The organism is Flavobacterium piscisymbiosum, assembly GCF_020905295.1.
GTDB lineage: Bacteria > Bacteroidota > Bacteroidia > Flavobacteriales > Flavobacteriaceae > Flavobacterium > Flavobacterium piscisymbiosum.
Map to the genome: position 1 here is coordinate 2,719,654 of NZ_JAJJMM010000001.1, position 24,964 is coordinate 2,744,617.

Consider the following 24,964-nt stretch of genomic DNA (forward strand, 5'->3'; position numbering starts at 1 on the left):
TGAGACTAAACTTGAAATTTTAATTTGTTTTTCCTTATATAATCTAGTATTACACTAATTTTAAAAACTCTCCATCTTTTATTATGACTTCAGATTTGACTGCTTTTGCTAAAGATTGTAAAATATGGTTTCGCATATCTTCTGTCACTCTTGCGAATCCAAAAAGCTTGGCAATTAACACAACAGCATTATCCGGCTGGATAGCTATGGAGCTTTCAATAACTTTGATTATTGCCAAGTTCATTTCTTCATCGGAGATAAAACTTAGTTTTTTCGAAGCTGGATTAAGGAAACTTCTATCCCTGATAATTGGTAAGTGATCTTCGAAATGCCAAAGAAAATCATCTTTCTTTTTAATCAATCCAGCTTTTAAAGCATAATTTGTCGCATCTGTAATAGATGCTCTGACGCGGCTTCCGATTTTTGAAATGCCATTTGCATCTGCAATCCGGCGTGCCATTTCTTCAAAGTGGACTGGACTTTCTACTTTGACAACTTCCTGTATCCATGTGCCAAGTTTTCCAAGGGAATAAGTGTGGATTTCCTGATGAGCGACATCAGTCGGTAGTGAGGCTTTTATATATCTTGGGATCGAATCATCGATCTCTTCAGGCTCTTCTCGGACAAGATTTTTCAAATCTTCCATTAATTCTTCTTCAAGCACATCATTATGCTCGATTTGATTTTTGGCATTTTCGATGGTTTCCATTAAAAGGCTTAGTTCTCCTTCGGGATTGCGGAACCAATCGGTGCTCCAAACATTAAATAATTTCCATCCCATTCCTTCAAGAACCATAGTTCTCAATCTATTTCGATCCCTGGCTGACTTTGCAGATTCATAAGATTTTCCGTCGCAGCATATTCCAAGCATATATCTTCCAGGGTTCTCGTTATCCACTATGGCCAGATCAATATAGAATCCTGCAGAACCTACTTTTTCCCTGACAATATACCCATTGTCTCGAAGGCTTTGGGCAACAATTTCTTCAAATGGCTGTGGTCTGCTTTTTATTTCTTCCTTGTCACTTTCGAATTTTCCATGCTGGGCATAATAAAGAAAGCTTTTTAATGCCCTGATACCAAATTTTGCATTTGGTCCAGGATTCATATCACCAGCGGTAAAATTTGTAAATACTTCACATCTGCTTTTTGCTCTTGTAATCAGAACATTAAGTCTTCGCTCACCGCCTTCATTATTTAGGGGGCCGAAACTCATAGGAAATTTACCGTCTTCAGTTCTTCCATAACCAATACTGATAAAAATAACATCTCTTTCGTCTCCTTGGACATTTTCAAGGTTTTTGATAAAAAGAGGTTCAGTAGGATGGCTTCTGAAGAAACTTTCAACTTCGGGATTTTTCCTTCTTTTTATCTCAAGAGCATTTTGGATCGCCTGCATTTGTGCAGTGCTGAATGCAACGACACCAAGGCTTAGCTTCGGGTTATTTAAGGCATGGGAAATAATGGCATCTGCAACTTTCTCCGCTTCTTTAGGATTGGTGCGTGTCTTACCCTTATCATAATAAGTCTCCGGCAGGTGATTGAATGCTAATCCCATTTTGTTTTTAGAACCGGGACTTGGAAAAATTATTAATTTATTTTCGTAAAACTCTTGATTTGACAAGTTGATTAAAGACTCATGCCTGCTGCGGTAATGCCAGCGTAGCATACGCTGGGGAGCACCTTGGGCATCACACATTCCAAGGATACTCTGCATATCAGCCGTTACATTTTCTTCATCTTCAGTGTCGGTATTCAGTTTGTCAAAAAAACTTGTCGGAGGCATTTGTTTCGTATCACCCACAACGACTACCTGTTTTCCGCGTAAAATAGCGCCCAGAGCATCAACAGGACGTACCTGGCTGGCTTCATCAAAAATAACCAGGTCGAAATCGATACTGTTTGGAGGAAGAAAATTGGCAATTGACATAGGGCTCATCATTATAACAGGCTTGATTGCCTGAATCGCCAGCCCTGCTTCCTGCATAAGTTTTCTAATGGGCATATGTCTGGCTTTGCGATTGAATTCGTTTTTAAGTACATTTATCTGGCCGCCGCCTTCCTGCTTTGGTAAACTTTCCCAGTGTCTAAGAGCGACTTTGGCACGATTGTAAAACTGGTTGAGTACATCAAGCCGTTTAAATTTTTCAATAATTTCTTCATGGCTGGATCTTTCGAATTTGCGAAGTTCGGCACTATTTGTCATTGCCTGCTCGATCAAATGCTCGTACCAGGTTTTTTGTACTGCTGTTTTTAAGAGCAGAACGGCGTCTGGCCAATTATAAACAGCTTTAATTAAGAAATCAACCCCATTTTGAGTGATCTCTTCTTTCATTACATTCCAAGATACTGCCTGATGTATCTCAGGTAGATTTTTGGACCATTTTTCCAATAAGTTCTGCTGTGTGGTTAAACTTGTATCCAGTATTGGATTATCTTTTAGATCCAGTTTTTCCAAAACGGATTTTAATGATTTTTTTTGTTTTTCTAAGGAATTCTCCAGATCAATTAAAAAGTCAGCCGCAGTAGAAGGGTTCTCATTTTTGCTGAGAAACAAAAGGAAAGTATTTGAAATTACGTTGTCTTGAATAAGAATGTGCAACTCTTGGAGATATTGGGCTGCATTTTTAATGATCTTCCAATCCGTACGTTTCTTTTGATATCTGATATCAAATAATTTCTGTGCTAAGGGTTCTAATGATAGCAGAGAAGCTGTAAGGCGTTTTCCTTCCATTAAAGAATTGACATATTCCAATTTTTCGTTCAAATCTGAAGGCAGAGGAGCTGTAAGAATTGCAGCTAATTTTTTTACACTGTTTTTATAATCTCCTATTAAAAATTTGTACCATTTACTCCCGTGTACAATTAAATTTTGTCTGACTTCCAGCAGATCGTAATCCCAAGCTTCTGGAATAACTAAACTGTCATATTTTTTATGCATTTCCTGCAGACGAATTCCAGTTTCCAGTAATTCAGCAATATCAGCTTGATTGTTCAGCCAGGCCGGGTCGCTTATATTTATCGACGAAAGTCCCGGATTTTCAGCTGCAGTTTTGATGGTTTTTAACAATTGGTCAATATCTTCTTTTTTCATGGAAGGATGAATTCCGATGTAACCTGATACGGAATTAATAAGACTTATTGCTTCAGATGTATCTTGGATTGCGACTTCTAATAATTCTTTTGAGGTTTCCTCATCTATTGGAAGAAAAATTTTGATACCGGTCCCGTAGAAAAGCAGGTTTTCCGGTTGTCCGATTTTTTCCAGTCTTACCTGTATTTTGTCGGCTAGCTGTTCAACTTCCTTAATTCGTATTGAATCCCACTCGCTGATATTTTCAACGTGTATTTTCGGAAATTTGTAGTCTTTGTTAAGGGTTGCAATTTGTAATAGTTTGCCCATCACTTCCTGTGCTGAGAAGCCGCTTTTTGAAATCTCGGAATTTACGGAAGTGCAATATTGGTTAAGCTCGTTTATCATAGGATGGAGAAACCTGATTTCTTCCTCCAATCGGGTAATTGTCGGTCTTCCTAATTCAAGTATCCGTTTTAATTCATTATGTAATTCCCTTTTATTTGCTTTGTGGCTGTGAAGTTCCAAGCATGCCTCGCCCAGGTTGATATTATCCAGTCTTCGTTTTACAACTTCCAGCGCGGCCATTTTTTCAGCTACGAAAAGTACTTTTTTTCCATTGCCGACAGCATCTGCTATAAGATTTGTAATAGTCTGTGATTTACCTGTTCCGGGAGGTCCCTGTATTACCATGTTTCGTCCCTCATGTACGGCAAGCATTGCTATAACCTGTGAACTGTCGGCATCCACTACCTGCATCAGCTCGTCAGCATTTGTATCGTTGTCAAGATGATGCTCTTCACCAGTTGACGGCTGGGGCTCGTTAAATCCGGTGCCAAATAAGGATTGTAGAATAGTATGGTCGAACGGTTTTTTATTTTCCGGCCATTTTTCACTGTCTAAATCATGGTAAATCATGAATTTACCAAAAGAAAAGAATCCGAGTTCAATGGCGTCCTCGTCAACACTCCAATTTTTAATATGGCTGATTCGCTCCTTTACAATGCTGTAATATGTTTTGAGGTCCAATTCCTCTTCTTCAGGAAGATCGGGAATAGTGATGCTGAAATCCACCATCATTTTAGCCTGCAGCGAAAGGTTTGCTCCAATTTCAGTCCCGCTGTATCTTAAACGGAAGCGTTCATTTGCACTGGAACGCTCCAGAACTACAGGAAGTAGAATCAATGGTGCTTTTCTTGTATCGTCATTATTTCCTTTCTCATACCAGTTAAGTATTCCCAAGGCAAGATAGAGCATGTTGACACCCTGCTCTTCAATGCTGGTTCTGGCAAAATAATAGGTGTTTAATATTTTGGTCTGAAGCTTTTTTTCTGTCTCATTGGTCTGTAATCGGGTATCATTGTAAGCGTCCTGCAGTTCCGGTTCGGTAAGTTCCGGAAGCTCAAATAATTCATCATCTTCATCTTTACCGGGACGGCCCAGAAAAGTCATTGCCTTATTCTGTTTTACCAAGATATCATATATAGAAGAAGATTGTTCCTGTACAATCTGCAGGCCTTTAACTTTCGAAGCCTTATAATTAAGCAGTGTATTGCGCATTCCTAGATCTAAAAGCTCTTTACGAGAGGCTTCCAATTTGGGTAGAATTGATTCAGACATATTTTGATAATTAAATTTCCTAAGTTATTAAATAAAACATTACAAAAAGATAAGCACAATATTTTTAAACTTTTAGAAGATCTATGATGGCGGGGTATTGTTAATTTTGTGACTAATCTGCTGGATGGCAACCTTAAGAACCTGCCAAGAAATTTTAGCAGTATGGTGGTCGGGATTAAAGCCATTTTTTACTTGTTCGTTTGGATGGATATAATTGCGGAAATCTCGTAGGGAATGGCTGAATTTTTTTACGTCTTCTTTGATATATCCGATTTCACATGAAACTTCTATTAGATTGACCAATGTCCACTCATCTATAAAATGATCTAATTTATTCGGGTTTTCAATGAAATTTATGGGAGCAAAGAGATTGGCTATACATTGTTGCAGCTCTGGTGTCCCATTTATTTTAATAAGTTTCTCATCAGTGTATTTCCATCTAGATGGAAATTCGTCACAATATGAATCTTTAAAACCTAACTGTTTAAAGAATGCAACTAATTTGGGACCTGACCGATATTCTATTTCCTCATTAATTAGGTTTCTTAATTTTTCGAGCGTTTTCTGATGTAAAACCATATTCTTCATTAAGTTGTGGTAAAATAATTAATAACGTTAACTGCAAAGATTAAGTTTTTACAACTTAAAGTGTTACGGAAAAACGTAATTTCGAAAATTGTTCTTGGTGAGAACTTGGACTTTATCGATGTTTTCAAAAATATTAATTGTATTGTTGTTTCCAATGAGTATTAATACCTATTTTAAAATATGAACATTTAGTTAGAGCTAGTTACTGGACGAAAAAGTTTTGCAGTAAAAAAAGAAGCTTTTTTTCATACTTAAAATCCTAAGTAATAATTATTTTTAACTACGCAAAATAACTGCGTAATTCTTGGATATTTTTGATCTTGTTTAATAAGCATATCTAAATGCCATCATTATTAAATAAAAAATTGAAGAGAATAGGTAGTAAAGTAGATTTAGGCAATATTGGTCTATTGTAAATTGATATTGTCTTTAGAAAACTTAATAATTCAGAAGAATGGTACAGCAGTCCCGAACCTGCTGTAGTCCCGGAACATTATTAAATGTAAAAGAGATTAAATGGAAATAACAGACTTTAACGACAAATTGTTTAAAGATTTTTTTGAAATTGTTCATCGTACAATGGAAGAGATTCGTTTTCATCCAGAGTATAGCTTATCCAAAAACAATCATCATTTATTTAGTCCAGAGGGGAATTATGCTAATAGAGTTTTTGGCATTTATTCTAAAATAAGTGAAACGAAAGAAGATTTAAGAAAAATAGAAGTTTTTCTTCGTCGACTTCCATTAAAAAAGTTTTATGAAGAAAATGAAATTTCTCATTTAGATTATATTAAATATCACACCGAAGTTTTCTTTCACAAATCCAATACACTCTTAGATTTGTTCAAATTATTTACCAATGAAGTATACGAACTTGGGTATTCCGAAAAAAAATGTACTTGGGGTAATTTAATGAAATCGGAAGTAGTTAAAGACTCATTATCAATAAAAGTAATAGAATATTATCATAAAAGTTTTGAGCACATAATTAAAGCCAGAAATTTAAATACTCATCGTGGAATATTCAAGGATTCGGAAAAAGATGATATTGAAGCTCCACTGATGATTTACAGGAATTCAGAAAAATTTAATATGAAATTAGGTGATGACTTCAGAAAAATGATGCCCAAATTTTTATTGGAATATAAGCTGAAAAAATACAAAAATGAAAGATTATTGTACATTAAGAGTGGAAATAATGCAGCTGAGCAGTATATCAATTTTTTTATGAACGTAACAATCCCTGAATTTTTAAATAGGGCTAAAGCAAAACAATAAGCGCTACTACGTGTCTTGTGCAATTTAGTAATTTAGTAGAATTATCGTTTTTAGTAAATTTTCGTTTAGCCGGAAAGATTCAATTTCGAAAGTCGCAAACAGAGTAACTTGTGGGGATATTAGGTGTAATGCCTTCTCAAGAGACTTTTAAACAATAACTTATATGAAAGAAATAGATTATTTTAAACCTGATGAAATCTGGGAAGTATTTAATGTGAAATCTGAGGATGATTTTAGAGAAAAATATTTACTAAAAGGGAAATTCCATTCTTTAGTTCCAGAGACGATAATTAATGATTACAAAGTAGTTGAAAGGCTAATGTATTATAGCTATTTTAATTATCCATTAATTGATGAAGCATTTTCAAAATCGACACGAATTTTTGAAGCAAGTGTTACCTTAAAACTCGAAATTTTAGTTTTAAAGAGAGATGGTTTCGAACCACTACATTCAAAGCTTACACGATTAAAAGAAGTATGTTCAAATGATTTGTTTGAGCAATGGATAATAGCTAAGAAGTTCAGAAATGATTTTGCACATCGTGAAGCTGGTGCTCTAATGGGTATCATTCTGATGAATGCATTCAAGCATAACTTGAACCTTATAAACTCAATTTTTCTTGATTCTTCAACTATTTTAAATAAAGAAAGCAATCTTAAAAATTTGCTTCAACAGAGCGAGCATTTAGAAAAAGGTTTGTTAATTTTAGAGTATAAAACTCAAAAAATATTAATCTTTGGAGCAAAACCTTTTGCAACTGGAATTATAAATAATTCAAATAAATCGTTATGGGTTTTTATTCCTATTACAGGTAATAAAATTATACAGCAGGTAAATGATTTTCCTCCTTCACTAATTCTAAAATTAGAAAATGTAGAAATTAATGAGAAAGGGTTAAAGGCGACAGATACTGAAACGAAAGAAGTAATTCAGCTTACAATAACTGAGAATGCTGAAAATGTTGAAAAATTCAATCTACACAATAAACGAATTGCAGAAATCGAAAAGATTTCACCAGATATTAGTTTAGAGTATATGTCAATGTTAAAACATAAAACAACAAAAGAAATTGCAGATTTTCTATATGAAGATTGGTAAAAGTACTAAAACGAAAAGCTTCTATAATGGATTTAGCCAATTAGCTCAATTGAAAAAACTAGAAACTTATATTGTGTTTAGTTCAATTATAATACGGTTTGATTAAACTTAGACTTCAGGGATGTTGAGACGAATGACGATTTCAACATGACTAATTATTCATTAGCACTTATGGTTAGTCTCGAAGACTGAGCTAGTGAAACATGCTATTACGGAACTTCAGACTCCGCAACATAAGGATGATCTGATAAATTACTACTTAGTAAGTTGTTCTTTTTTCGTTATTTCTTTTAGATTTTTTATTTTGATTTTGGGCGATGATTGAGGAGATGGATGGAAGGTAAGGAAAAAGTATTATTAAAATTTATCAATATTGTCGTTTGCTTGCAGGTTTTTAAGACATTTGAAGAATAAACTAAAAGTGTAAATATTGTATACTAAAAGTGTAATTTATTATCTTTGTAAGGATGAATAAAAATCTCTATATAATTGCAGGTTGTAATGGTGCAGGCAAGACTACTGCTTCATTTACAATACTTCCTGAAATACTAAATTGTAAGGAGTTTGTAAATGCGGACGAAATTGCTAAAGGACTTTCTCCTTTCCAGCCTGAAAAAGCTGCCTTTGAATCGGGAAGAATAATGCTCCACAGAATCAATGAATTATTAGCAAATAATGAAGTTTTTGCCTTTGAAACGACTTTAGCCACAAAGAGCTATAAGGAGAAAGTGATTTCGGCTCAAGAAAAAGGCTATAAAGTGGTTCTTTTATTTTTTTGGCTCGATAGTGTTGACCTGGCAATTGAAAGGGTCAAGACGAGGGTTCAGGAAGGCGGACACAATATTGAAACCGATGTTATTAAACGCAGATATAAAAACGGAATAACTAATTTGTTTGCTATATATTTGCCTATAGTTAACGAGGCATTGATTTTTGACAATACAGCTGTAAAAGCTGAATTGATAGCACAGAAAACTTTAGGTAATGATATTGAAGTTATAGATGAAATCAAGTTCGATAAACTCAAAAAGAACCAATCATGAGAGAAGACAAACCAACAACGACAGCGACTCAGAAAAAGATTATAGAGGCAATGGATAAAGTTTCTGAAAAATTAATTGAGTTTAAAAAGAAAAATAACAGCGACCTAGTTGTTATGCAGGATGGCAAGATTGTAAGGATAAAAGCCAGTTCTTTATAAAAAAGTACACTTCTAAGAATCAACAGCTCTCAGAAATGAGGGCTTTTTTTATTTTTCTTATTTGAATTTAAATCATAAAGGGCAATAATATATCATACATCAAATTTTGTAAAACTATGCTTTAAAAATTTATTCTGTCATTTGATTTTAATAATAAATGGTCAATTCTACTGATTTTTATAAAAAAAAGATGGCGTCATTTTTCTTTGGTTGACGCCATCTTTTACTCATCGAGTATTATAATTGAATAAGAAATAAAGATCTTACTTAATGTTCAGAAGCAGATTGAATTTTATGTACAGCAGTATCGTTTAAAAAGGCAAAAATGAATCCGAAAATAAGCGGTACTCCCAGTTCTAAAAGTGAAAGAGGCTCAAGTTTTGGATGAATACCAAAGAATACGATAAGTCCTAGAAACCAGGCAGGGATAGTACTTAAACTTTTTATTTTTGAAATGTAAGCCAATGAACCAATAAAAATAAATATGGATACAGGCAGGCCAATTGCCCCAAGATAACTACCCAAAAACATTCCGGTTAATTGGATCAGAACGCCCATTAAAATCCCTAAAATAATTTGGATAAAAGCGAAGGCTGAGTTTTTAATATTTCTTCCAAAAATGTAATAACTCACCCAGGCAATAAACATAACCCAAGTTGGCCATTGTGCCGCGAACGATATGGAAACAGCAACTGCTCCAAAAAGGCCAAAAATGATTGCGGTCTGAAAAGTTTTCATGAGTATTTATATTTTTAATTGATTAAACTAATTAGTATGTCCGGGAGTTATGCCATTCCGCCATTAACTCCAATGTTTTGAGCTGTAATCCATTTAGCATCGTCGCTGGCTAAAAAAGCAACTGTCTGTGCAATATCTTCCGGTTCTCCAAGGCGATTAAAAGCAGAAAGTGAGGCCAACCTGTCTATAACTTCCTGTGGTTTTCCGTTTGTAAAGAGCTCTGTATTTGTTGGACCGGGAGAGATAGAGTTAATGTTGATTCCTCTCGCGCCAACTTCTTTAGCCATTACCCGGGTTAATTGTTCTACAGCAGCTTTTGTAGCGACATAAGTGCTGTATGTAGGCAACATGATTCTATTTACAGAAGTAGAAAAATTGATAATACTTCCATTGTCAGCCAATCTTGTAGCAGCTTCTCTAAGGGTATTGAAAGTACCTCTTACATTGATATCAAATTGTCTTGTGAAATCTTCATCTGTGGTGTCTTTTATCAATTTGGTAATCATAATACCAGCATTGTTTACCAATACATCAATTTTACCGTAGTGAGCAATAGCTTGATCAAACATTGTTTTTACTTCGTTTGATTTACTAACGTCTGCCTGAACAGCAATAGCATTGCCTCCGGCATTTTTAATTGCATTCACAGTTTCTTCTGCAGCCTGTAAGCTGCCGGAATAATTAACGATAATTTTTGCGCCTCTTCCGGCTAAATTTTTAGCTACTGCTGCACCAATTCCTCTGGAAGCTCCTGTTACCAGAATTACTTTGTTGTTTAAATTTTTCATAATTATGTTTTTTAATTTGTTATTATTTGTTGTTTTAATTTGCAGATACAAAGGTTGTTACTTTTTACTTTTTAAAAATACAAGCCCTAAAGGATTACTTATACATTTTAAAGATTGCTTCTACGGTTTAAACTTAAAAAAACAAACCTTAATAATTTGCCTGTCCGATATCTAGTCTTGTAATTTTTCCCTCTTTATTGATTTGGAATTTGAAATAAGTTTTAAAATTGCCCCACACATCACTATGAAATTTTCCGTAAATGTCAAGTGAATTGTTCTCTGTTTTGTCAATCGAAGTAAATTGTTCATGTCCTAATGCTCTTCCAAAAAAACTTTTAAAATTCTTTTTATTTCCATCATCATACAGTTGGGCATCTTCAGTAAATAATGAAAACCATGCAATTTCATCGGCATTTTGCAAAGCCTCAATGGCTTTTTTCACCGTTTGATTTTTTATTTTATCTAAATTCACTTTCTCTAATTTATTTGTGGGATGCCCGCAGGCAAAGCAAGTAAAAAACAGTCCCATTATTAATGTTTTCATAGACGGTTTGATTTTAGTTTGTAGCTCCGCCATTTACCAATAAGTGTTGTCCGCTTACAAAAGAAGATAAATCACTTGCAAAAAATTCAGCCACATTTGCTACATCTTCCACTTCTGCCAATCGTCTCATCGGGCAGCTGTCTAACAATTGTTTTCTTAGTTCCGGGTAGCTGTCTGCCTCTGCAAATATCCCCGAGTGATCTACAGCAAATGGGATAATTGAATTCACTGTTACACCTCTATGTCCTATTTCTTTAGATAAAATATCGACTAAATATCTTGGCGTAGTTTTGCTTCCTCCGTAAACAGCCATTCCGGGAACGGGGAAAGAAGTAGTACTCGAAGCGATGTAAATAATTCTGCCGTTATCTTCAATGTGTTTGGCAGCCTGCTGAAGCGTAAAATAAGTTCCTTTAGTATTAATAGAAAATACTTTATCAAATTGTTCTTCTGTAAATTCAGTAACAGGAACTTCTACCATTTCGATTCCTGCATTGGCCACTACAATATCAATTTTTCCAAATGCTGCTTTTGCCTCAGCAAACAATCTTTCCAAATCGGCCACTTTGCTCACATCAGCCTGAACAGCAATTGCTTTTACCCCCATTGCTTTAATAGTACTTAAAACTGCATCTGCCGAAGCTTTGTCTTTGGAATAATTAATTACGATGTCTGCACCCATTGCGGCATATCTTTCTGCAATTGCTTTTCCTAATCCTCTAACTGAGCCTGTAATTACCGCTACTTTGTTGTTTAATTTTTTCATGCTTTTAATTTTTTAAATGATTTTAAAATGTTGTTTTAATTTGAAAGGACAAATGTATGGCGGTGGCAAGCGTCGAATATTGCAAGGAATAAAGCATTCCATGCAAATTTTAAATATTTAGAATTTGCAGCTGTCGTTTTTCTGAAAGTGGTTGAGGCATTAATAAAAAAAGCCTGCAAAATTTAAATTTGCAGGCTTGATTTTTTAGTTGGCGATGTGTTCCTTCCGATAGAGTACAGGAGAGGAATTGGTATGTTTTTTAAAATAATTGCTAAAATGTGCCGCTTCTGAAAAACCTAGTAAGAAAGCAATTTCTTTAATTGAGATTGTTGAATTTTGCAGTAAAGATTTGGCTTCCGATATTGTTTTATCGACAATCCATGTGGCGATAGGTTTCCCTGTTTTGCTTTTTATTACCGTGCTTAAATAATTGGGATGCAAATTTTGAGTACTGGCATAATCCTGCACTCTAAAAACAGTCTGAGTTTTACCGCTGCTTAAATCGCGATAATGCTGTTCTAATGTACGCTTAAAATCTTTTACAATCTGTGAGGATCGATTACCTTCATATATAGGATTATAATCTTCCCAAAAATATTCCTTTATCTTTATTAATAACACAACAAACAAGCTGCCTATTATTCTGTACTTATATCTGGAATTGTTTAAATATTCCTTATGAATTTGAAGATAAAGCTGTTCGATTTGCTGATAAAACACTGTATTCAATATTTTAGGCTGTACCGTTTCGGTCAATAAAAACGAAAACTCATTAAAAACATCCTGATGTACATTTTCTTTCAGGAATGTTTCATCAAAACAAATTAGATAAATTTCATCAATTGTATTCCATTCAAAGGTTCTGTAATTACTTGGATTTGTAAAATAAATAGATCCAGGTTCTGTCAGGAAAGTTTGATTGTCAATGGTGTATTGTCCCGAACCTTTTTTTACAAATAGGAACGAAAAATAGTTGGGCCTAAATGGAGGCGATTTATAAGGGAGCTCAAAACCGACATCGTTTAAATTAACTACAGCGAAGCCGGCTTTAGGGTCAAGCATATCTACCGATACACCTAATTCGATGTACAAATCATATAATGACCTCGTTGCGGTATCTTTTTCACTCATTGTAGACTCATTGGAATGGATTAATACAAATCTACTAAATTGGAGTCTTAAGAAATCATGTGACTCATTTTATTTCATTTAAAAAATTAAGTTAGAGAAAAAAGTTTAGTATTATTTTTTTTATACCAGTGTAATTTATTCTTTAGAATTAGAGTAAAATTTCATCTCTTTCCAATTATAAATCTTAATTTTTTCTGTCTGATTTAAAGAAGCATTATTCATTGCTTTTGCAATTTCTTTTCCGTCGATTTCTTTGTAGTCAGTCTGTCGGCCAATAAAAACAGGATGAATAAGTTTCCATATTTTCATTCCTATTTTTTCGAACGGACGTTTATCTTTTCGATTTCCAACAATCATTGTAGGTCTGAAAATATGGGTGAATTCAAAATCTAATGCAATAATGTCTCTTTCTGTTTCTCCTTTTGTTTTTACATACTTGAATTTTGAATTTGGATTTGCTCCGGCTGCTGTTACCAGAAAAATAGATTTTGCTCCATTTTTTTTCAATATTTTTGCTGCTATAACAGGATAATCATGATCAATTTGATAAAATTCAACTGAGTTTTGTTTGCTGTTTTGAATGGCACCAAGCGCAATAAAAACAATATCCGCACTAATCTTTTCAATTAGCCCAGGCATAGAATTAAAGTCTCCTAGTAAAATTCTCAACTTAGGGTGGGTAGTATTTAATGGTTTCCTTACAACAATAGTTACTTCTTTGTAAACCGGATTGTCTAATAATTCCAAAAGTAATTCAGAACCAACAAAGCCACTGGCGCCAAATAATACCGCTTTTTTCATTTTACTGTTTTCTAAAATTGACATTATTTTGTTGTAAAGTGCAGTTGAACAATATTTTCTGCAATTAGTTTATTTTCTTTTATTTCAAGAATTTTATCAGCTGGTATATGACTAACAAGAAGTGCTCCTGCAGTTGTTAAAATGGGAAGATAGTTGATGTAAAATTCGTCTGCATTACCTTCTTTAAGAAAAGATTGATAGGTATAGGTACCCCCAGCAACAAATATTTTTGAATATCCTTTTGTTTTGTAAAATTCCATAACCGCATCTATATTCTTTAAAACGGTTACCCCTTCGAGTTCTTCTTTGCAATTTGCCGAAAGTACTGCGATTTCTACTCCTTTAAAGGCTTCAAGAGCATTAGGGTTACTGGAAAAGAGGCGGTATGTATTTAATCCGATCACCATATTTCCTGTTTGGTGCGCTAAACCTATACAGTCCTGAAATAACTCGACTGGTATTTGATAATTGCCTTCGCTTGTCAATAAAATTAGTCCATTAGCTGAAACGGCTACATAAATAATTGTTTTCATTGGTTATATATTTTTAAGCAAAATTACTTCGCATTAAAAGCATAAAATTGTACACAATGGACATTGAAAATTTAAATGGAACACAGCGGGCCAAAATATTTAGCTCTTAAACCGGATAGTTTTTTGAATTCTTTTGCAAAATGAGCCTGATCGTAATAACCAGATTGATAACCAACATCTGTTAATGAAGGAGTCGTTTCTTTGATTATCAATTGCCTGGCTAATTCAAATCGGGCTAAACGCTTGTAGGTTTGAATATTCACTCCTATTATCTGTTTAAACATTCGGGATAAATGACGATAGCTTATCTCTGTTCCTAATGTTATTTTATATTCAGGATCTGCTTGAATAGTTGCAGCAAGTTTTGCAAAACAAGAAATTTGTTCGGTAGTATTATTAAGTAATCCGATAAAAAAAGTATCTAGTAAATTTTGTCTTTCTTTTGTGTTTTTTGTCAGTTGAAGCGCTGTGGCAAGTGAGTCAACAGACTCTCCAAATACATCTTTTGCATCAATAATAGTATTAGTCAGAAAAGAATTCTGTGTAGTATTAAAAACAGAAAAAACAGAAGGACAACAATGAACTATAATAGTATCAATATCATTTTCATCAGGTTGTATTGTATGAATAGTATCATGTAATCCTACTATAGTAACAACAGGGCTTAATTTGTTATTTAATTTTGTTTTTTTGAAATTAAATATAAGTGAAGCATTAGCACTTGGCCATAAATTTTTTTTCACTATTCTTTCACTTGAAGAAGAAAAATGAATGTATTGATGAATGTAGAGCAGTAGTACATCTTTTTCTGGGGTATTTATTTCATAGTGATATTGCATTGTGCTTTCTGATTCTTTCACAAGATTTATGGACAACTGGTAATTTGATATTTAAGGTAAGGCTTTAGGAAGATAGAATTTCCAAAAAGAATAACAAATTTACGAATTTATCTTGCGATATAACCATAATTAATAAACAGAAGATTTATTGGTTCTGTCGCATCTAAAGCTAAGTTTTATCTTTGTCTTTTTTAAATTGTTAAACTCATGAATACGAAAGGTCATTGCTATCCGAAATCTATTATACTTCAGGCCGTATATTTCAAATTAAGATTTACACTTAGTTACCGCGTTACCGCGATGTTGAAGAGATTATGAAAATGCGAGGAGTTTCTGTTGATCATGCCACGATTCAGCGTTGGGTGTATAAGTTTACACCTTTGCTTGAGTCAGAGATGAAAAAGAGAAAAGGCAGAGTGGGTACGAGTTGGAGATTGGATGAGACCTATATCAAAGTAAAAGGGATTTGGTGTTATTTATATCGAGCGGTAGATAAATCAGGCCATACAGTAGACTTTCTATTGACCAGAAAAAGACTGAGAATGAGTGCTCAGTCGTTTCTAATTAAAGCAATTAGTAATAACTCGGGCCAAGAGTAATAAACATTGATAAAAGCGGTTCTAATACTGAAGTGATCAAAGTATATAACAAACGTTCGTTCTCAAAGATTAAAATCCGACAGTGTAAATATCTCAACAATATGGTAGAACAGGATCATCGTTTTATCAAGTGGCTCATACAAAACGGATTAGGCTTTAAAAGTTTTGAATCTGCAAAGAAAACTTTAACGGGTATTGAGGTTGTTCATATGCTTAGAAAGAATCAGATGGTCAATCCCAGGGAAACTATGTTTAAATCCTTTTGTAAATTGGCGGGCTAACTTTTAAATTACATAAATTCTTATATTTGAGTCTGACAGATGCGACAGAACCAAGTTTTTAAATATTAAAAAAGAATACAGAATTGGGTTTTTGCATAAAATCAAGATTTATTTTTTTTGAGATAAAAAGCATTAAAGCCTTTTATTCATAGCAATATATTCAGATGGTGTCATCGAAAAATGTTTTTGAAAGTTTCTGCCAAAACTTGTTTGCGATTTATAGCCCACTTTTTCGGCAATTTCATAGATTTTAAAATTCTCATTCAAAAGTAGTTCTGCAGCTCTTTTCAAACGTACAATATTGATGAGCTCATTCGGGCTTAAGTTCGAAATATCTTTGATTTTTCGGTATAAAGTCGAACGGCTCATATTCATGATTTCTGCCAGAGATTCTACACTTAAATCAGAATCAGTAATATTTTTTAAAATCTCTTCGTCCAGTTTTTTAAGAAATTTTTCATCGGTTTTATTATGTGCAATACTTTTAATATGAGAAAGGGGCGAACTAGCATAATAATTCATAATCTGTTTTCGATTTTCGATCAGATTATTTGCATGAACTTTCAAATAGTCCATAGAGAAAGGTTTTGCAATATACGCATCGGCGCCAGCTCCAAGACCATCAATTTGTGATTTTAGCGAGTTTTTAGCCGTAAGCAAAATAACCGGAATATGACTCGTTTCCAAATTAGCTTTGATTTCTTTACACAAAGTAATCCCGTCCATAACCGGCATCGAGACATCACTTATCACCAATTGAATATTTTCATTATGAATGATTTTCAGGGCATTTTCGCCATTATCTGCTTTTAAAACCGTGTAGATTGACGACATTTCTGCGGTAATAAAATTCAGTAAATCTTCATTGTCCTCTACAATCAAAAGCTGAGGTTTCTCGTGTTTGTTTTCGATTTCAGTAATTTCAGATTCTGTTTCAATTTCTTCTTTTTCAGGTTCATTATAAAACATAAATTCTTCTTCCTGACGAAGCGGAACCACAAGTTCAAAAATATTCAGTTTCGAATCCGGAATTACCTGCAGACTTCCGTGATGTAATTGTGTGAGCGAATGTGCCAGAGAAAGCCCAATTCCGGTTCCGGAAGTTGCATCCATATTATCGACCCTGAAAAATGGCTCGAAAATTTTATCTTTCAAATGAGACGGAATTAGATTCCCGTCATTCTTTACTATCAAAGTCAGTTTCTTTTCGTCCCTAAAAAGTGTAATAGAAACCTTTTCGTTTGCGTATTTAATGGCATTATTCATCAAATTGCTCAGGATTTTTTTGAAAGCCTCCTTGTCTACAAAAGCAGAAATATCTTTATCTCCCAATTCCAGTTCAAATTCAATAGCTCTTTCCTCAATCAGTTGACTGAATCTTAAATGAAAATTGCGAACCATCGATGAAATATTCGCTTCGACAAAAGTCAGTTTCAATCCGCCAATTTCCGACTTTCTAAAATCCAGTAATTCATTCACCAATTTCAATAATCGTGATGTATTTTTTTTCATTATAGAAAGATTCTGAGGGACTTCAGGTAATTGATGTTCCATCACCAAAAGTTTTTCTAAAGGTCCCTTTATCAATGTCAAAGGTGTTCTGATTTCGTGCGCCACATTGGTAAAAAAATCAATTTTAGCCTGATAGATTTCTTTTTCTTTTTCGTCGTTGAGATGCTTTATTTTTCGATTGTTTTTAATCTGGGTTAAGTGTTGCGAGTAACGTATGATGTAATAAAATGCGCCGCAAACAAGCAGAAAATAAAAAAAGTAAGCGTAAGAACTCGCCCAAAACGGAGGCAAAATCCTGATTTTTAATTCTACTTCTTTACTCCAAACTCCAAAACTATTTAGTGATTTTACTTTAAATACATAATTGCCAGGAGCTAGTTCAGTAAAGAAAACTTTGTGGTTGCGCTCCAGGTAAACCCAGTCATTGTTTACGTTTTCAAGTTTATACCAATATTCGGTAAGTTCCGGAGCTGTATAATTTAAAGAAGCAAATTCAAGATTAAACGACGATTGACTGCTGTTGAGTTCCAGTTCGTCAATATGAGAAATAGATTGTTTTATAGGCGAATCGTTTCCGTTGGCATCGATATCTTTATTGTTAATCTGCAAATTGGTTATAAAGATAGACGGAGTGTATTTGTTTTTGGTAAAATTCTTCGGGTTGAAACTAATCATTCCGTTGAGGTTTCCAAAATACATATCGCCGTTTGTATCTTTAAACGCCGATGCATAATTAAACTGATCGCTCAATAAACCGTTTGCCGTTGTATAAATTTTTATGCTTTTATGGTCCGGGCCAAATTTTACCAAACCTTTAGAAGTTGTCAGCCATAAATTTTTAGCATCATCTTCTAAAATAGAATAGACAACATTGCTTGGAAAACCATTTTTGGTAGTGAATTTTTTAAAAGCTCTTGTTTTTTTATCAAATAAATCCAGACCATTTTCAGTGGCAAACCATAGATTTTTCGAACTGTCTTCAAATATATAATTGATAGAATTATTGCTAATGCCATTCGGGTTTTTATAATCATAGATAAAAACCTCTTTCTTTTTGGTCTTCGGGTTGTAATAAAATAAACCATCGCGATAACTTCCGGCCCACAAGTTTCCGTCGCTATCTTCTTTATAATTGGTGTAATGTGTAGTTTCCGGAAATATTTTTAAAGTATCGAAATTATCATTTTGCTCATTATACTTATAAAGTCCCATTGTGGTAATAACAATTAGTTTGTCTTTTTTGTTTTGATAAAAAGAAAAAATAAAGTTACTTCGCAATCCCGATGAAGGATTATTGGCACTATAATGTTTGAGCACCGCACCCGTATTTCTGTCCAAAACATCTAAACCATGCTCAAAAGTTCCCACCCAAATTTTGTCTTTTCTGGGCATCAGGGCATGTATATTGTAATAGGAAACACCGTTTTTACTTCCGTTAGGTAAATAGGAGGTAAACTGCTGCGTTTTTGGATTAAATCGGTTTAAGCCCGCATCTTCAGTTCCAATCCAGAGATCACCTTTATCATCTTTATGAATTTCCCTTATGGCGCTTCCGCTAATGGAATTTTGTCCCTTTTGCGGAAAATATTTCTTGAATTGCGTGTATTGTTTTTGATGGTAATTAATACCGCCAAAATAGGTTCCAATCCAAATACCGTTTTCTTTATCTATAGTGATCGAATAAGCTGCATTGTCTGAAATAGCATAAGGATCATTGTAATTTTTTTTGAGATTTACATTCACTTTTGTTTTCAGGTTGTAAACATAAACGCCAGATTCGCTGGCAATCCAGAGTTCGTCATCGCCTTTCTTTTTAAATTGGCGCACATAAACCGGATTTTTACTCGAAAATTGTAAACATGAAGTAGTTTTATTCGGAATATTATACACCAAAACACCATCGTCCTGCGTACCAATTACAATATTGTTTTTATCTAATGCATAAATAACGGTGATTCTAAAATTAGCTGAATTTACCGGAGGCGTTATCGGAATATTTTCGAACGAAAGATTTTCTTCAGAATAACGGTAGATTTTGTTTAATGATGAAGCCCAAATTTGGTCATTTAAATCCCGCGAAATCGAAGTCACGATAAAATACTTATTCGGATTAAAAGTTTTGGTTTCTTTCTTTATCGTCGAATATTTGTACAGAATATTGCCTGAAATAAACCAGATATTTCCGTTTTTATCATGGTTGATATCGTTGATCCGGTCATTAATAGCTTCATTTAAAACAGTAAATTCATCTGTCTTTTTATTGTATTGATACAAACCTTTATCTGTACCTACCCAAATCACACCTTTATATTCATGAAGAGACTGAATGTAATTGCTTCCTAAACTATGAATAGGGTTGCCATTACTGCGATATGTTTTAAATCGATAACCATCAAATCGGTTCAAACCATCTTTGGTTCCAAACCACATAAAACCATCTTCGTCCTGTAAAGAAGTCAAAACGGTGTTGTTTGAAAGTCCTTCTTCAACCTGAAAATGTTTAAAATAATATTCTTGTGCCTGAGTAAAATTTATCGAAAAAATCAATAAAAATGAAAAAAGAAAGAATTTACGCATTGTTGTGTTATTTAAGATAAAATCATGTTTTAATCAAATCGTGTCAATGTTCAACAAAATGATGCAAACCGCTGTTTAATTGGATATAATTATACGATTTGACTCATTTAAGATAGAAATTGACACAAATGAATCATTTTATTTTGAATTAAAATCATCTACTTTGACTTTTTAAATAAGTGATATTGACAATTTTTTAGGTTAAAAAATAAGACATCAATAAAATTAACTTTAAAAAATAACAACATTACCACTATTGAATTAAAATGAACACATTATTATTACTAACCAATTAAAAATGGTACGTCGCCAGCACAAAGACGTTTAAAACTTTACAAATTTAATTTACAAAACCAACCAAAAAAGGAAACTATCTAAAATGAAAAATCAATGAAAACAAAGTTCACTCAAATTTTAAAGCAGAGATATTACCTCTTGTTTTTCTTTAGTTTATTAGTGCAGCAAATGCACGCGCAACAGCAAATAACCATAACAGGAAAAGTAGCCTCTGCAACAGGAGAACCCATTCCGTTTGCAAATGTTGTGATCAAGAATACCAAAAACGGTGCAGTTACCGATTTCGACGGAAGATATAAGATTACAGCAGCTTCAAATCAAACTCTGATTTTTAGTTCGCAGGGATATAAAACAATCGAAATTGCGATAAATAATGCTACAACAGTCGACGCCACTTTAGCTGAAGATGCAATGAAACTCGACGAAATTGTGGTTGTAGGTTACGGTTCTCAACAGAAAAAAGACCTTACAGGAGCCGTTTCTCTGGTAAAAGCCGGAGAAATTCAAAAACGTCAGGTTACAACTGTCGCAGACGGACTTCAGGGTTTAGTTACCGGAGTTAAAGTTCGTGGCGGTGGTCGCCCGGGACAGGAAGCGAATATTGAAATTCGTGGTTTAAAAAATCTTCAAAATACCAATCCATTATATGTAATTGATGGTGTAATTACTTCAGCAAACAGGGATTTTAACCCAAATGATATCGAAACTATTCAGGTTTTAAAAGATGCATCTGCAGCAGCAATTTACGGTTCAAGAGCGGCAAATGGTGTAATCATCATTACAACCAAAAAAGGTAAAAAAGGACCACTTAAGGTTGAAGCTTCTGTGAAATCAAGTATTACCACAATGCCAAGATATGATTTAATGGGAACCGAGGAGTTTGCAAAATTAAATAATCAGGCATATGATAATGCGGGATATCCAAAACAAAATCTTAATATGGCTGTTAATACAGACTGGCAGGATGCTGTTTTTCAAACCGGAATGATCAATGATTACAATGTAAGTGTTTCCGGAGGGGGAGAGAACTCAACCTTTTTTATGTCAGGAAATTATTTTGACAATAAAGGAACAGTTGTAGGAACAGATTTTGACAGAATTTCATTCCGTGTAAATGCAAGTGGAACTAAAGGAATTTTTAGTATTGGAGAAAACATTGCGATCAGCAATTCGAAAACAGATGAAATGTCTGGAAATCCAATTATTGATGTTTACAGAATGACGCCAACAATTCCGCTTTATGATGCTGCAAATCCTGGAGGATATGGTTACGGAAAACAAGGAGTAGCAGATACTTTTGGTACAAATCCTTTAGCAATTGCTGATTTTTCGAATGCAATAAATGAAAATTTCAGAATCAGAGGAAATGTCTGGTCAGAATTAAAATTGGCTTCGTGGTTAAAATACCGTTTCAATTTTGGATATGAAACTAGTTTTGATTCTTATAAATTTTTAAGAAAAATAGGAAACTGGACATTAAATCAACCGGTGGATCCTTCTATTATTGATCAAAATAAAGGAAGATCTGAAACGATGTTGTTTGAAAACACCTTGAATTTCAAAAAACAATTTGGAAAACATGATTTGACAATTTTAGTGGGGCAGACTTTTCAAAAAGATAAATATGAGCAAATTTATGGAACAAAGAGAAATATTCCGATAAACTCAGGAACGGGTCAATATTATCAGGTTTTAAATCAGGGAGATTCACCGGTAGTTGGTGGTTTTATCAATGAGGCTTCGCTGGCATCTTATTTAGGAAGATTAGAGTACAATTATGATAATCGTTACTTATTTAATGCTGTTTTGAGACGCGACGGATCATCAAGATTTAGTGACGAAAACAAATGGGGAAATTTCCCTTCTGTTTCTGCAGGATGGAGAGTAAATAATGAATCTTTCTTTAAATCTGAATTTATTAAAGATCTGAAATTACGAGCAAGTTATGGAGAATTAGGTTCTGGTAACATTGGAAATTACGAATACAAAAGTTTCGTGAATAATTTTGGACAAATTGTGTTAGGAACAGGACAGACTTTGTATCCATCTGCAACTCAGGTAAAATTATCTAATTCTCAGTTACGTTGGGAAAAACTAAAACAAACCAATCTTGGATTAGATCTTGGAGTTTTAAATAATGATTTACGTTTTACGGCAGATTATTTTATTGCCCGTACAGAAGATGTATTATTTGGTTTTCCAATTTTATTAACAACAGGAAATGACGGAGGAAATCCTATTTCTAATGCCGCAACTGTTGAAAACAAAGGTATTGAACTGGAATTGGCTTACAGCAAAAAAATTAATGAATTCTCATTTAATGCTTCTGTAAACTTTACAAAAGTAAATAACAAATTGGTGTCTTTAGGAAATGGTCAAAACGAAAACATCGTTGGAAATACAATGACAAGAGCAGGATCTCCTGTAGGAATGTGGTATGTATTGCAAACTGATGGATTGTTTCAAAATCAAGCTGAAATAGCCAACTATAAAAATGCTGACGGAAAAGTAATTATGCCAGGTGCAGTACCAGGAGATATCCGTTTTAAAGATGTTAATGGCGACGGACAAATTACAAGTGATGACAAAGCAATTGTTGGAAGCCCGTGGCCTGAATTTGAGATGGGTTTAAATGCAGGAGCAGAATACAAAGGTTTTGATTTTTCTATGAACTGGATTGCTTCTCACGGAGCAACTGTTTATGACGGTTTTAGAAGCGTTGTAGATCGTTTTGACGACAATAGTAATTACAGAGCAGGAATTCAGCCGTGGACACCTGAGAACCCAAATACTGATTTCCCGAGAGTAACAAAAGGTTCAACTTTAAACTCAAGAGGAGATAGTGACCGATTCTTAGAAAATGGCGATTTTATCAGACTTAAATATATTGGGTTTGGTTATAATTTGCCAGAACGTATCTTGAATAAATCAGGAATTGCAAGAGCAAGATTAACATTATCAGCACAAAATATTATTACAATTACAAAATACAAAGGTTTAGATCCTGAATTTTCAAACGGTAATATTTTTGAAAGAGGTGTAGATAACGGAGCTTTCCCAAATCTTAGAACATATTCTTTTGGAGTTGAATTTAGCTTTTAATTAAAAAAATAGGATAATGAAAAAAATAATAATAACAACCGTAGTTTTTCTAGGTCTCTTTTTTACATCATCTTGTGAAAATGAATTAGATCTGAACAGCCCAAATGATATAACAGTAGATCAATATTGGAAAACTGAAAGTGATGCACAAGCTGGTGTTAACTCTATTTATGCCATGTTTTATAAAGATGGATTATGGGCAAGATGGATTTATTTCCGTCTGGATTTAACTTCTGATGAAGGATTTAGTAACAGCCCGTGGACAGAATTGGCAGATTGGACAAGATTCAATTATATCAATTATAATTTCTGGGAAGGAAATGCAGTAACATGGAGAGATACTTATAAAGCTGTTTTTAGATGTAATCAGGTTTTGGCGAATGTGCCTAATATTACATTTCAAAATGAAGACGATAAAAAGAAAATTTTGGCACAGGCTAAATTTTTCAGAGCCTTACATTACTATTACGCCGGAATTCTTTGGGAAAATATTCCTTTAGTGTTGGATCCTTCTACGCCGGCTGATTTACCCCAGCAAAGAAACGTAACCGAAGTTTGGGCACAGGTTGAAAAAGATTTAAATGAGGCTTTCGCCGATTTGCCTGTTTCATGGTCAGGTGACCAAACCGGACGTCCTGATAAAGGTGCAGCAAAAGCTTTTCTGGCAAAAGTATACATGCAACAGCATAAATGGGCAGAGGCAAAAGGGGCTCTGGAATATTTAATTACCGGTCCTGGTGCCAAGTACAATTTAGTAGCAAATTACAGAGACAACTTTACAGACGTAAATGAAAACAACATCGAATCTGTATTTGAAATTCAGTTTGGAGATCAAAGAAAAGGAGGAACTGGAGAAGATCAAAATGCTGCAGTTTCCAGTAATCGCAGTCAATTTTTTGCACCAAGAGGAATTGGATGGTCAGACGGACAAGCTCGTTTCTGGTTAGTAAATGCATTTAAACAAGAAAAAAATAAAGACGGAAATCTGGATGCAAGATTAAGATATACCTTATACTATCCTGGCCTACTAGCTGATTTTGGAGACAAAACATACGGTAAAAACTGGGAGTGGGGCAATGATGAAGCCTGGTTTAGAAAAGGAAGCCGTGATTATTACAGAAACAACGAAGATTATTACAATCAGGTAAATTACAGATTGGTTCGTTACGCAGATATCTTATTGCGTTATGCCGAAGTGCTGAACGAATTAGGAAATACAGCTGGCGCTTATCAATATGTTGATTTAGTAAGAGCACGTTCAAACATGAACACACTAGCGGTCGCACATCCTGAAATTGGAAATGATCACGATAAATTTTTAGAAAGATTAAAAACAGAAAGAGTTTTAGAATTGGCCGGAGAAAGTGTTCGCTGGGAAGATTTAAAACGTTGGGGTGATTTAAATACTCAGGCTTCTGTGGATAAAATTGCGCTTCGTGATCCTGATTTTAAAAACTTTACAGTAGGTAAAAACCAAAGATTACCAATTCCGCAGGTTGATGTGGATAATAATCCAAACCTGGATCAACACGCTGAATATTAAAATAGTTTAAAGGGAATCAGATTCAATAAATCTGATTCCCTTATAAAAAGAACG

Annotated in this window: 17 protein-coding genes and 1 pseudogene; 7 read left to right on the forward strand and 11 right to left on the reverse strand. The window is 34.1% G+C overall.

Features of this window, described 5'->3' with window-relative positions; all coding sequences use genetic code 11:
• Window positions 1-49: 49 nt before the first annotated feature.
• Both proA and LNP81_RS11845 read right to left on the reverse strand, forming a co-directional pair.
• Complete coding sequence (proA, locus tag LNP81_RS11840; protein WP_230036065.1) at window positions 50-4,693, reverse strand: anti-phage protein ProA; 4,644 nt, start codon at window positions 4,691-4,693, stop codon at window positions 50-52.
• A gap of 81 nt (window positions 4,694-4,774) precedes the next feature.
• Window positions 4,775-5,272 (reverse strand): hypothetical protein, encoded by a 498-nt coding sequence (locus LNP81_RS11845; protein WP_230036067.1) that lies wholly within the window; start codon window positions 5,270-5,272, stop codon window positions 4,775-4,777.
• Window positions 5,273-5,797: 525 nt separating this feature from the next.
• Between LNP81_RS11845 and LNP81_RS11850 the strand changes: the two genes are divergently transcribed.
• The 4 genes from LNP81_RS11850 to LNP81_RS11865 all read left to right on the forward strand — a co-directional run bounded on the left by LNP81_RS11850 (window position 5,798) and on the right by LNP81_RS11865 (window position 8,859).
• Entirely contained in the window at window positions 5,798-6,559 is a 762-nt protein-coding gene (locus LNP81_RS11850; RefSeq protein WP_230036069.1) for a Cthe_2314 family HEPN domain-containing protein, read from the forward strand.
• Window positions 6,560-6,722: 163 nt separating this feature from the next.
• On the forward strand, window positions 6,723-7,658 hold the full coding sequence (locus tag LNP81_RS11855; RefSeq protein WP_230036071.1) for a hypothetical protein: 936 nt from the start codon (window positions 6,723-6,725) through the stop codon (window positions 7,656-7,658).
• 467 nt (window positions 7,659-8,125) lie between these two features.
• Window positions 8,126-8,701: an ATPase gene (locus LNP81_RS11860; protein ID WP_041519098.1), complete on the forward strand. Its 576-nt coding sequence runs from the start codon at window positions 8,126-8,128 to the stop codon at window positions 8,699-8,701.
• Complete coding sequence (locus LNP81_RS11865; protein WP_165587340.1) at window positions 8,698-8,859, forward strand: hypothetical protein; 162 nt, start codon at window positions 8,698-8,700, stop codon at window positions 8,857-8,859. Before LNP81_RS11860 ends, LNP81_RS11865 begins: the two co-directional genes overlap by 4 nt.
• Window positions 8,860-9,126: 267 nt before the next feature.
• On the opposite strand, the gene LNP81_RS11870 is transcribed toward LNP81_RS11865, so the two are convergent.
• From LNP81_RS11870 to LNP81_RS11905, 8 genes are all read right to left on the reverse strand, one after another.
• Window positions 9,127-9,597 carry a DUF1097 domain-containing protein gene (locus LNP81_RS11870; protein WP_041519100.1) on the reverse strand — a complete coding sequence of 157 codons (471 nt, stop codon included), beginning with the start codon at window positions 9,595-9,597 and terminating at the stop codon, window positions 9,127-9,129.
• 47 nt (window positions 9,598-9,644) lie between these two features.
• Window positions 9,645-10,385, reverse strand: coding sequence for an SDR family oxidoreductase (locus LNP81_RS11875; RefSeq protein ID WP_041519187.1), 741 nt, complete (start codon window positions 10,383-10,385; stop codon window positions 9,645-9,647).
• 148 nt (window positions 10,386-10,533) lie between these two features.
• Complete coding sequence (locus tag LNP81_RS11880) at window positions 10,534-10,929, reverse strand: hypothetical protein (RefSeq protein WP_230036074.1); 396 nt, start codon at window positions 10,927-10,929, stop codon at window positions 10,534-10,536.
• A 13-nt stretch (window positions 10,930-10,942) separates the two neighbouring features.
• Window positions 10,943-11,695, reverse strand: a complete 753-nt coding sequence (locus tag LNP81_RS11885; RefSeq protein WP_041519103.1) for an SDR family oxidoreductase — start codon at window positions 11,693-11,695, stop codon at window positions 10,943-10,945.
• A gap of 204 nt (window positions 11,696-11,899) precedes the next feature.
• Window positions 11,900-12,826, reverse strand: a complete 927-nt coding sequence (locus LNP81_RS11890) for an AraC family transcriptional regulator (RefSeq protein WP_041519105.1) — start codon at window positions 12,824-12,826, stop codon at window positions 11,900-11,902.
• 135 nt (window positions 12,827-12,961) lie between these two features.
• Window positions 12,962-13,627 (reverse strand): NAD(P)H-binding protein, encoded by a 666-nt coding sequence (locus tag LNP81_RS11895; RefSeq protein ID WP_041519189.1) that lies wholly within the window; start codon window positions 13,625-13,627, stop codon window positions 12,962-12,964.
• 23 nt (window positions 13,628-13,650) lie between these two features.
• A complete protein-coding gene (locus tag LNP81_RS11900; RefSeq protein ID WP_041519107.1) occupies window positions 13,651-14,160 on the reverse strand; it encodes a dihydrofolate reductase family protein in 510 nt (169 codons plus the stop codon).
• A gap of 71 nt (window positions 14,161-14,231) precedes the next feature.
• A complete protein-coding gene (locus tag LNP81_RS11905) occupies window positions 14,232-15,020 on the reverse strand; it encodes a helix-turn-helix domain-containing protein (protein ID WP_230036076.1) in 789 nt (262 codons plus the stop codon).
• A 186-nt stretch (window positions 15,021-15,206) separates the two neighbouring features.
• Between LNP81_RS11905 and LNP81_RS11910 the strand changes: the two are divergent.
• Window positions 15,207-15,879 (forward strand): annotated as a pseudogene (locus tag LNP81_RS11910) (IS6 family transposase).
• A gap of 132 nt (window positions 15,880-16,011) precedes the next feature.
• On the opposite strand, the gene LNP81_RS11915 reads toward LNP81_RS11910, so the two are convergent.
• The gene (locus tag LNP81_RS11915) at window positions 16,012-19,968 is read right to left on the reverse strand and encodes a hybrid sensor histidine kinase/response regulator transcription factor (RefSeq protein WP_230036078.1); all 3,957 of its coding nucleotides are present in this window, start codon (window positions 19,966-19,968) and stop codon (window positions 16,012-16,014) included.
• 390 nt (window positions 19,969-20,358) lie between these two features.
• Between LNP81_RS11915 and LNP81_RS11920 the strand changes: the two genes are divergently transcribed.
• A complete protein-coding gene (locus LNP81_RS11920) occupies window positions 20,359-23,367 on the forward strand; it encodes a SusC/RagA family TonB-linked outer membrane protein (protein WP_230036080.1) in 3,009 nt (1,002 codons plus the stop codon).
• Between the two features lie 16 nt (window positions 23,368-23,383).
• On the forward strand, window positions 23,384-24,910 hold the full coding sequence (locus LNP81_RS11925; protein WP_041519115.1) for a RagB/SusD family nutrient uptake outer membrane protein: 1,527 nt from the start codon (window positions 23,384-23,386) through the stop codon (window positions 24,908-24,910).
• The last annotated feature ends 54 nt before the right edge of the window (window positions 24,911-24,964 follow it).

Bases quoted from the DNA above. Each gene is read 5' to 3' on its own strand.
- LNP81_RS11865 (WP_165587340.1), top strand. From the start codon at position 8,698: ATGAGAGAAGACAAACCAACAACGACAGCGACTCAGAAAAAGATTATA.
- LNP81_RS11920 (WP_230036080.1), top strand. From the start codon at position 20,359: ATGAAAACAAAGTTCACTCAAATTTTAAAGCAGAGATATTACCTCTTG.
- LNP81_RS11915 (WP_230036078.1), bottom strand. From the start codon at position 19,968: ATGCGTAAATTCTTTCTTTTTTCATTTTTATTGATTTTTTCGATAAAT.
- LNP81_RS11880 (WP_230036074.1), bottom strand. From the start codon at position 10,929: ATGAAAACATTAATAATGGGACTGTTTTTTACTTGCTTTGCCTGCGGG.
- LNP81_RS11890 (WP_041519105.1), bottom strand. From the start codon at position 12,826: ATGAGTGAAAAAGATACCGCAACGAGGTCATTATATGATTTGTACATC.
- LNP81_RS11850 (WP_230036069.1), top strand. From the start codon at position 5,798: ATGGAAATAACAGACTTTAACGACAAATTGTTTAAAGATTTTTTTGAA.
- LNP81_RS11875 (WP_041519187.1), bottom strand. From the start codon at position 10,385: ATGAAAAATTTAAACAACAAAGTAATTCTGGTAACAGGAGCTTCCAGA.
- LNP81_RS11860 (WP_041519098.1), top strand. From the start codon at position 8,126: ATGAATAAAAATCTCTATATAATTGCAGGTTGTAATGGTGCAGGCAAG.
- LNP81_RS11900 (WP_041519107.1), bottom strand. From the start codon at position 14,160: ATGAAAACAATTATTTATGTAGCCGTTTCAGCTAATGGACTAATTTTA.
- LNP81_RS11925 (WP_041519115.1), top strand. From the start codon at position 23,384: ATGAAAAAAATAATAATAACAACCGTAGTTTTTCTAGGTCTCTTTTTT.
- LNP81_RS11885 (WP_041519103.1), bottom strand. From the start codon at position 11,695: ATGAAAAAATTAAACAACAAAGTAGCGGTAATTACAGGCTCAGTTAGA.
- LNP81_RS11895 (WP_041519189.1), bottom strand. From the start codon at position 13,627: ATGAAAAAAGCGGTATTATTTGGCGCCAGTGGCTTTGTTGGTTCTGAA.
- proA (WP_230036065.1), bottom strand. From the start codon at position 4,693: ATGTCTGAATCAATTCTACCCAAATTGGAAGCCTCTCGTAAAGAGCTT.
- LNP81_RS11845 (WP_230036067.1), bottom strand. From the start codon at position 5,272: ATGGTTTTACATCAGAAAACGCTCGAAAAATTAAGAAACCTAATTAAT.
- LNP81_RS11870 (WP_041519100.1), bottom strand. From the start codon at position 9,597: ATGAAAACTTTTCAGACCGCAATCATTTTTGGCCTTTTTGGAGCAGTT.
- LNP81_RS11855 (WP_230036071.1), top strand. From the start codon at position 6,723: ATGAAAGAAATAGATTATTTTAAACCTGATGAAATCTGGGAAGTATTT.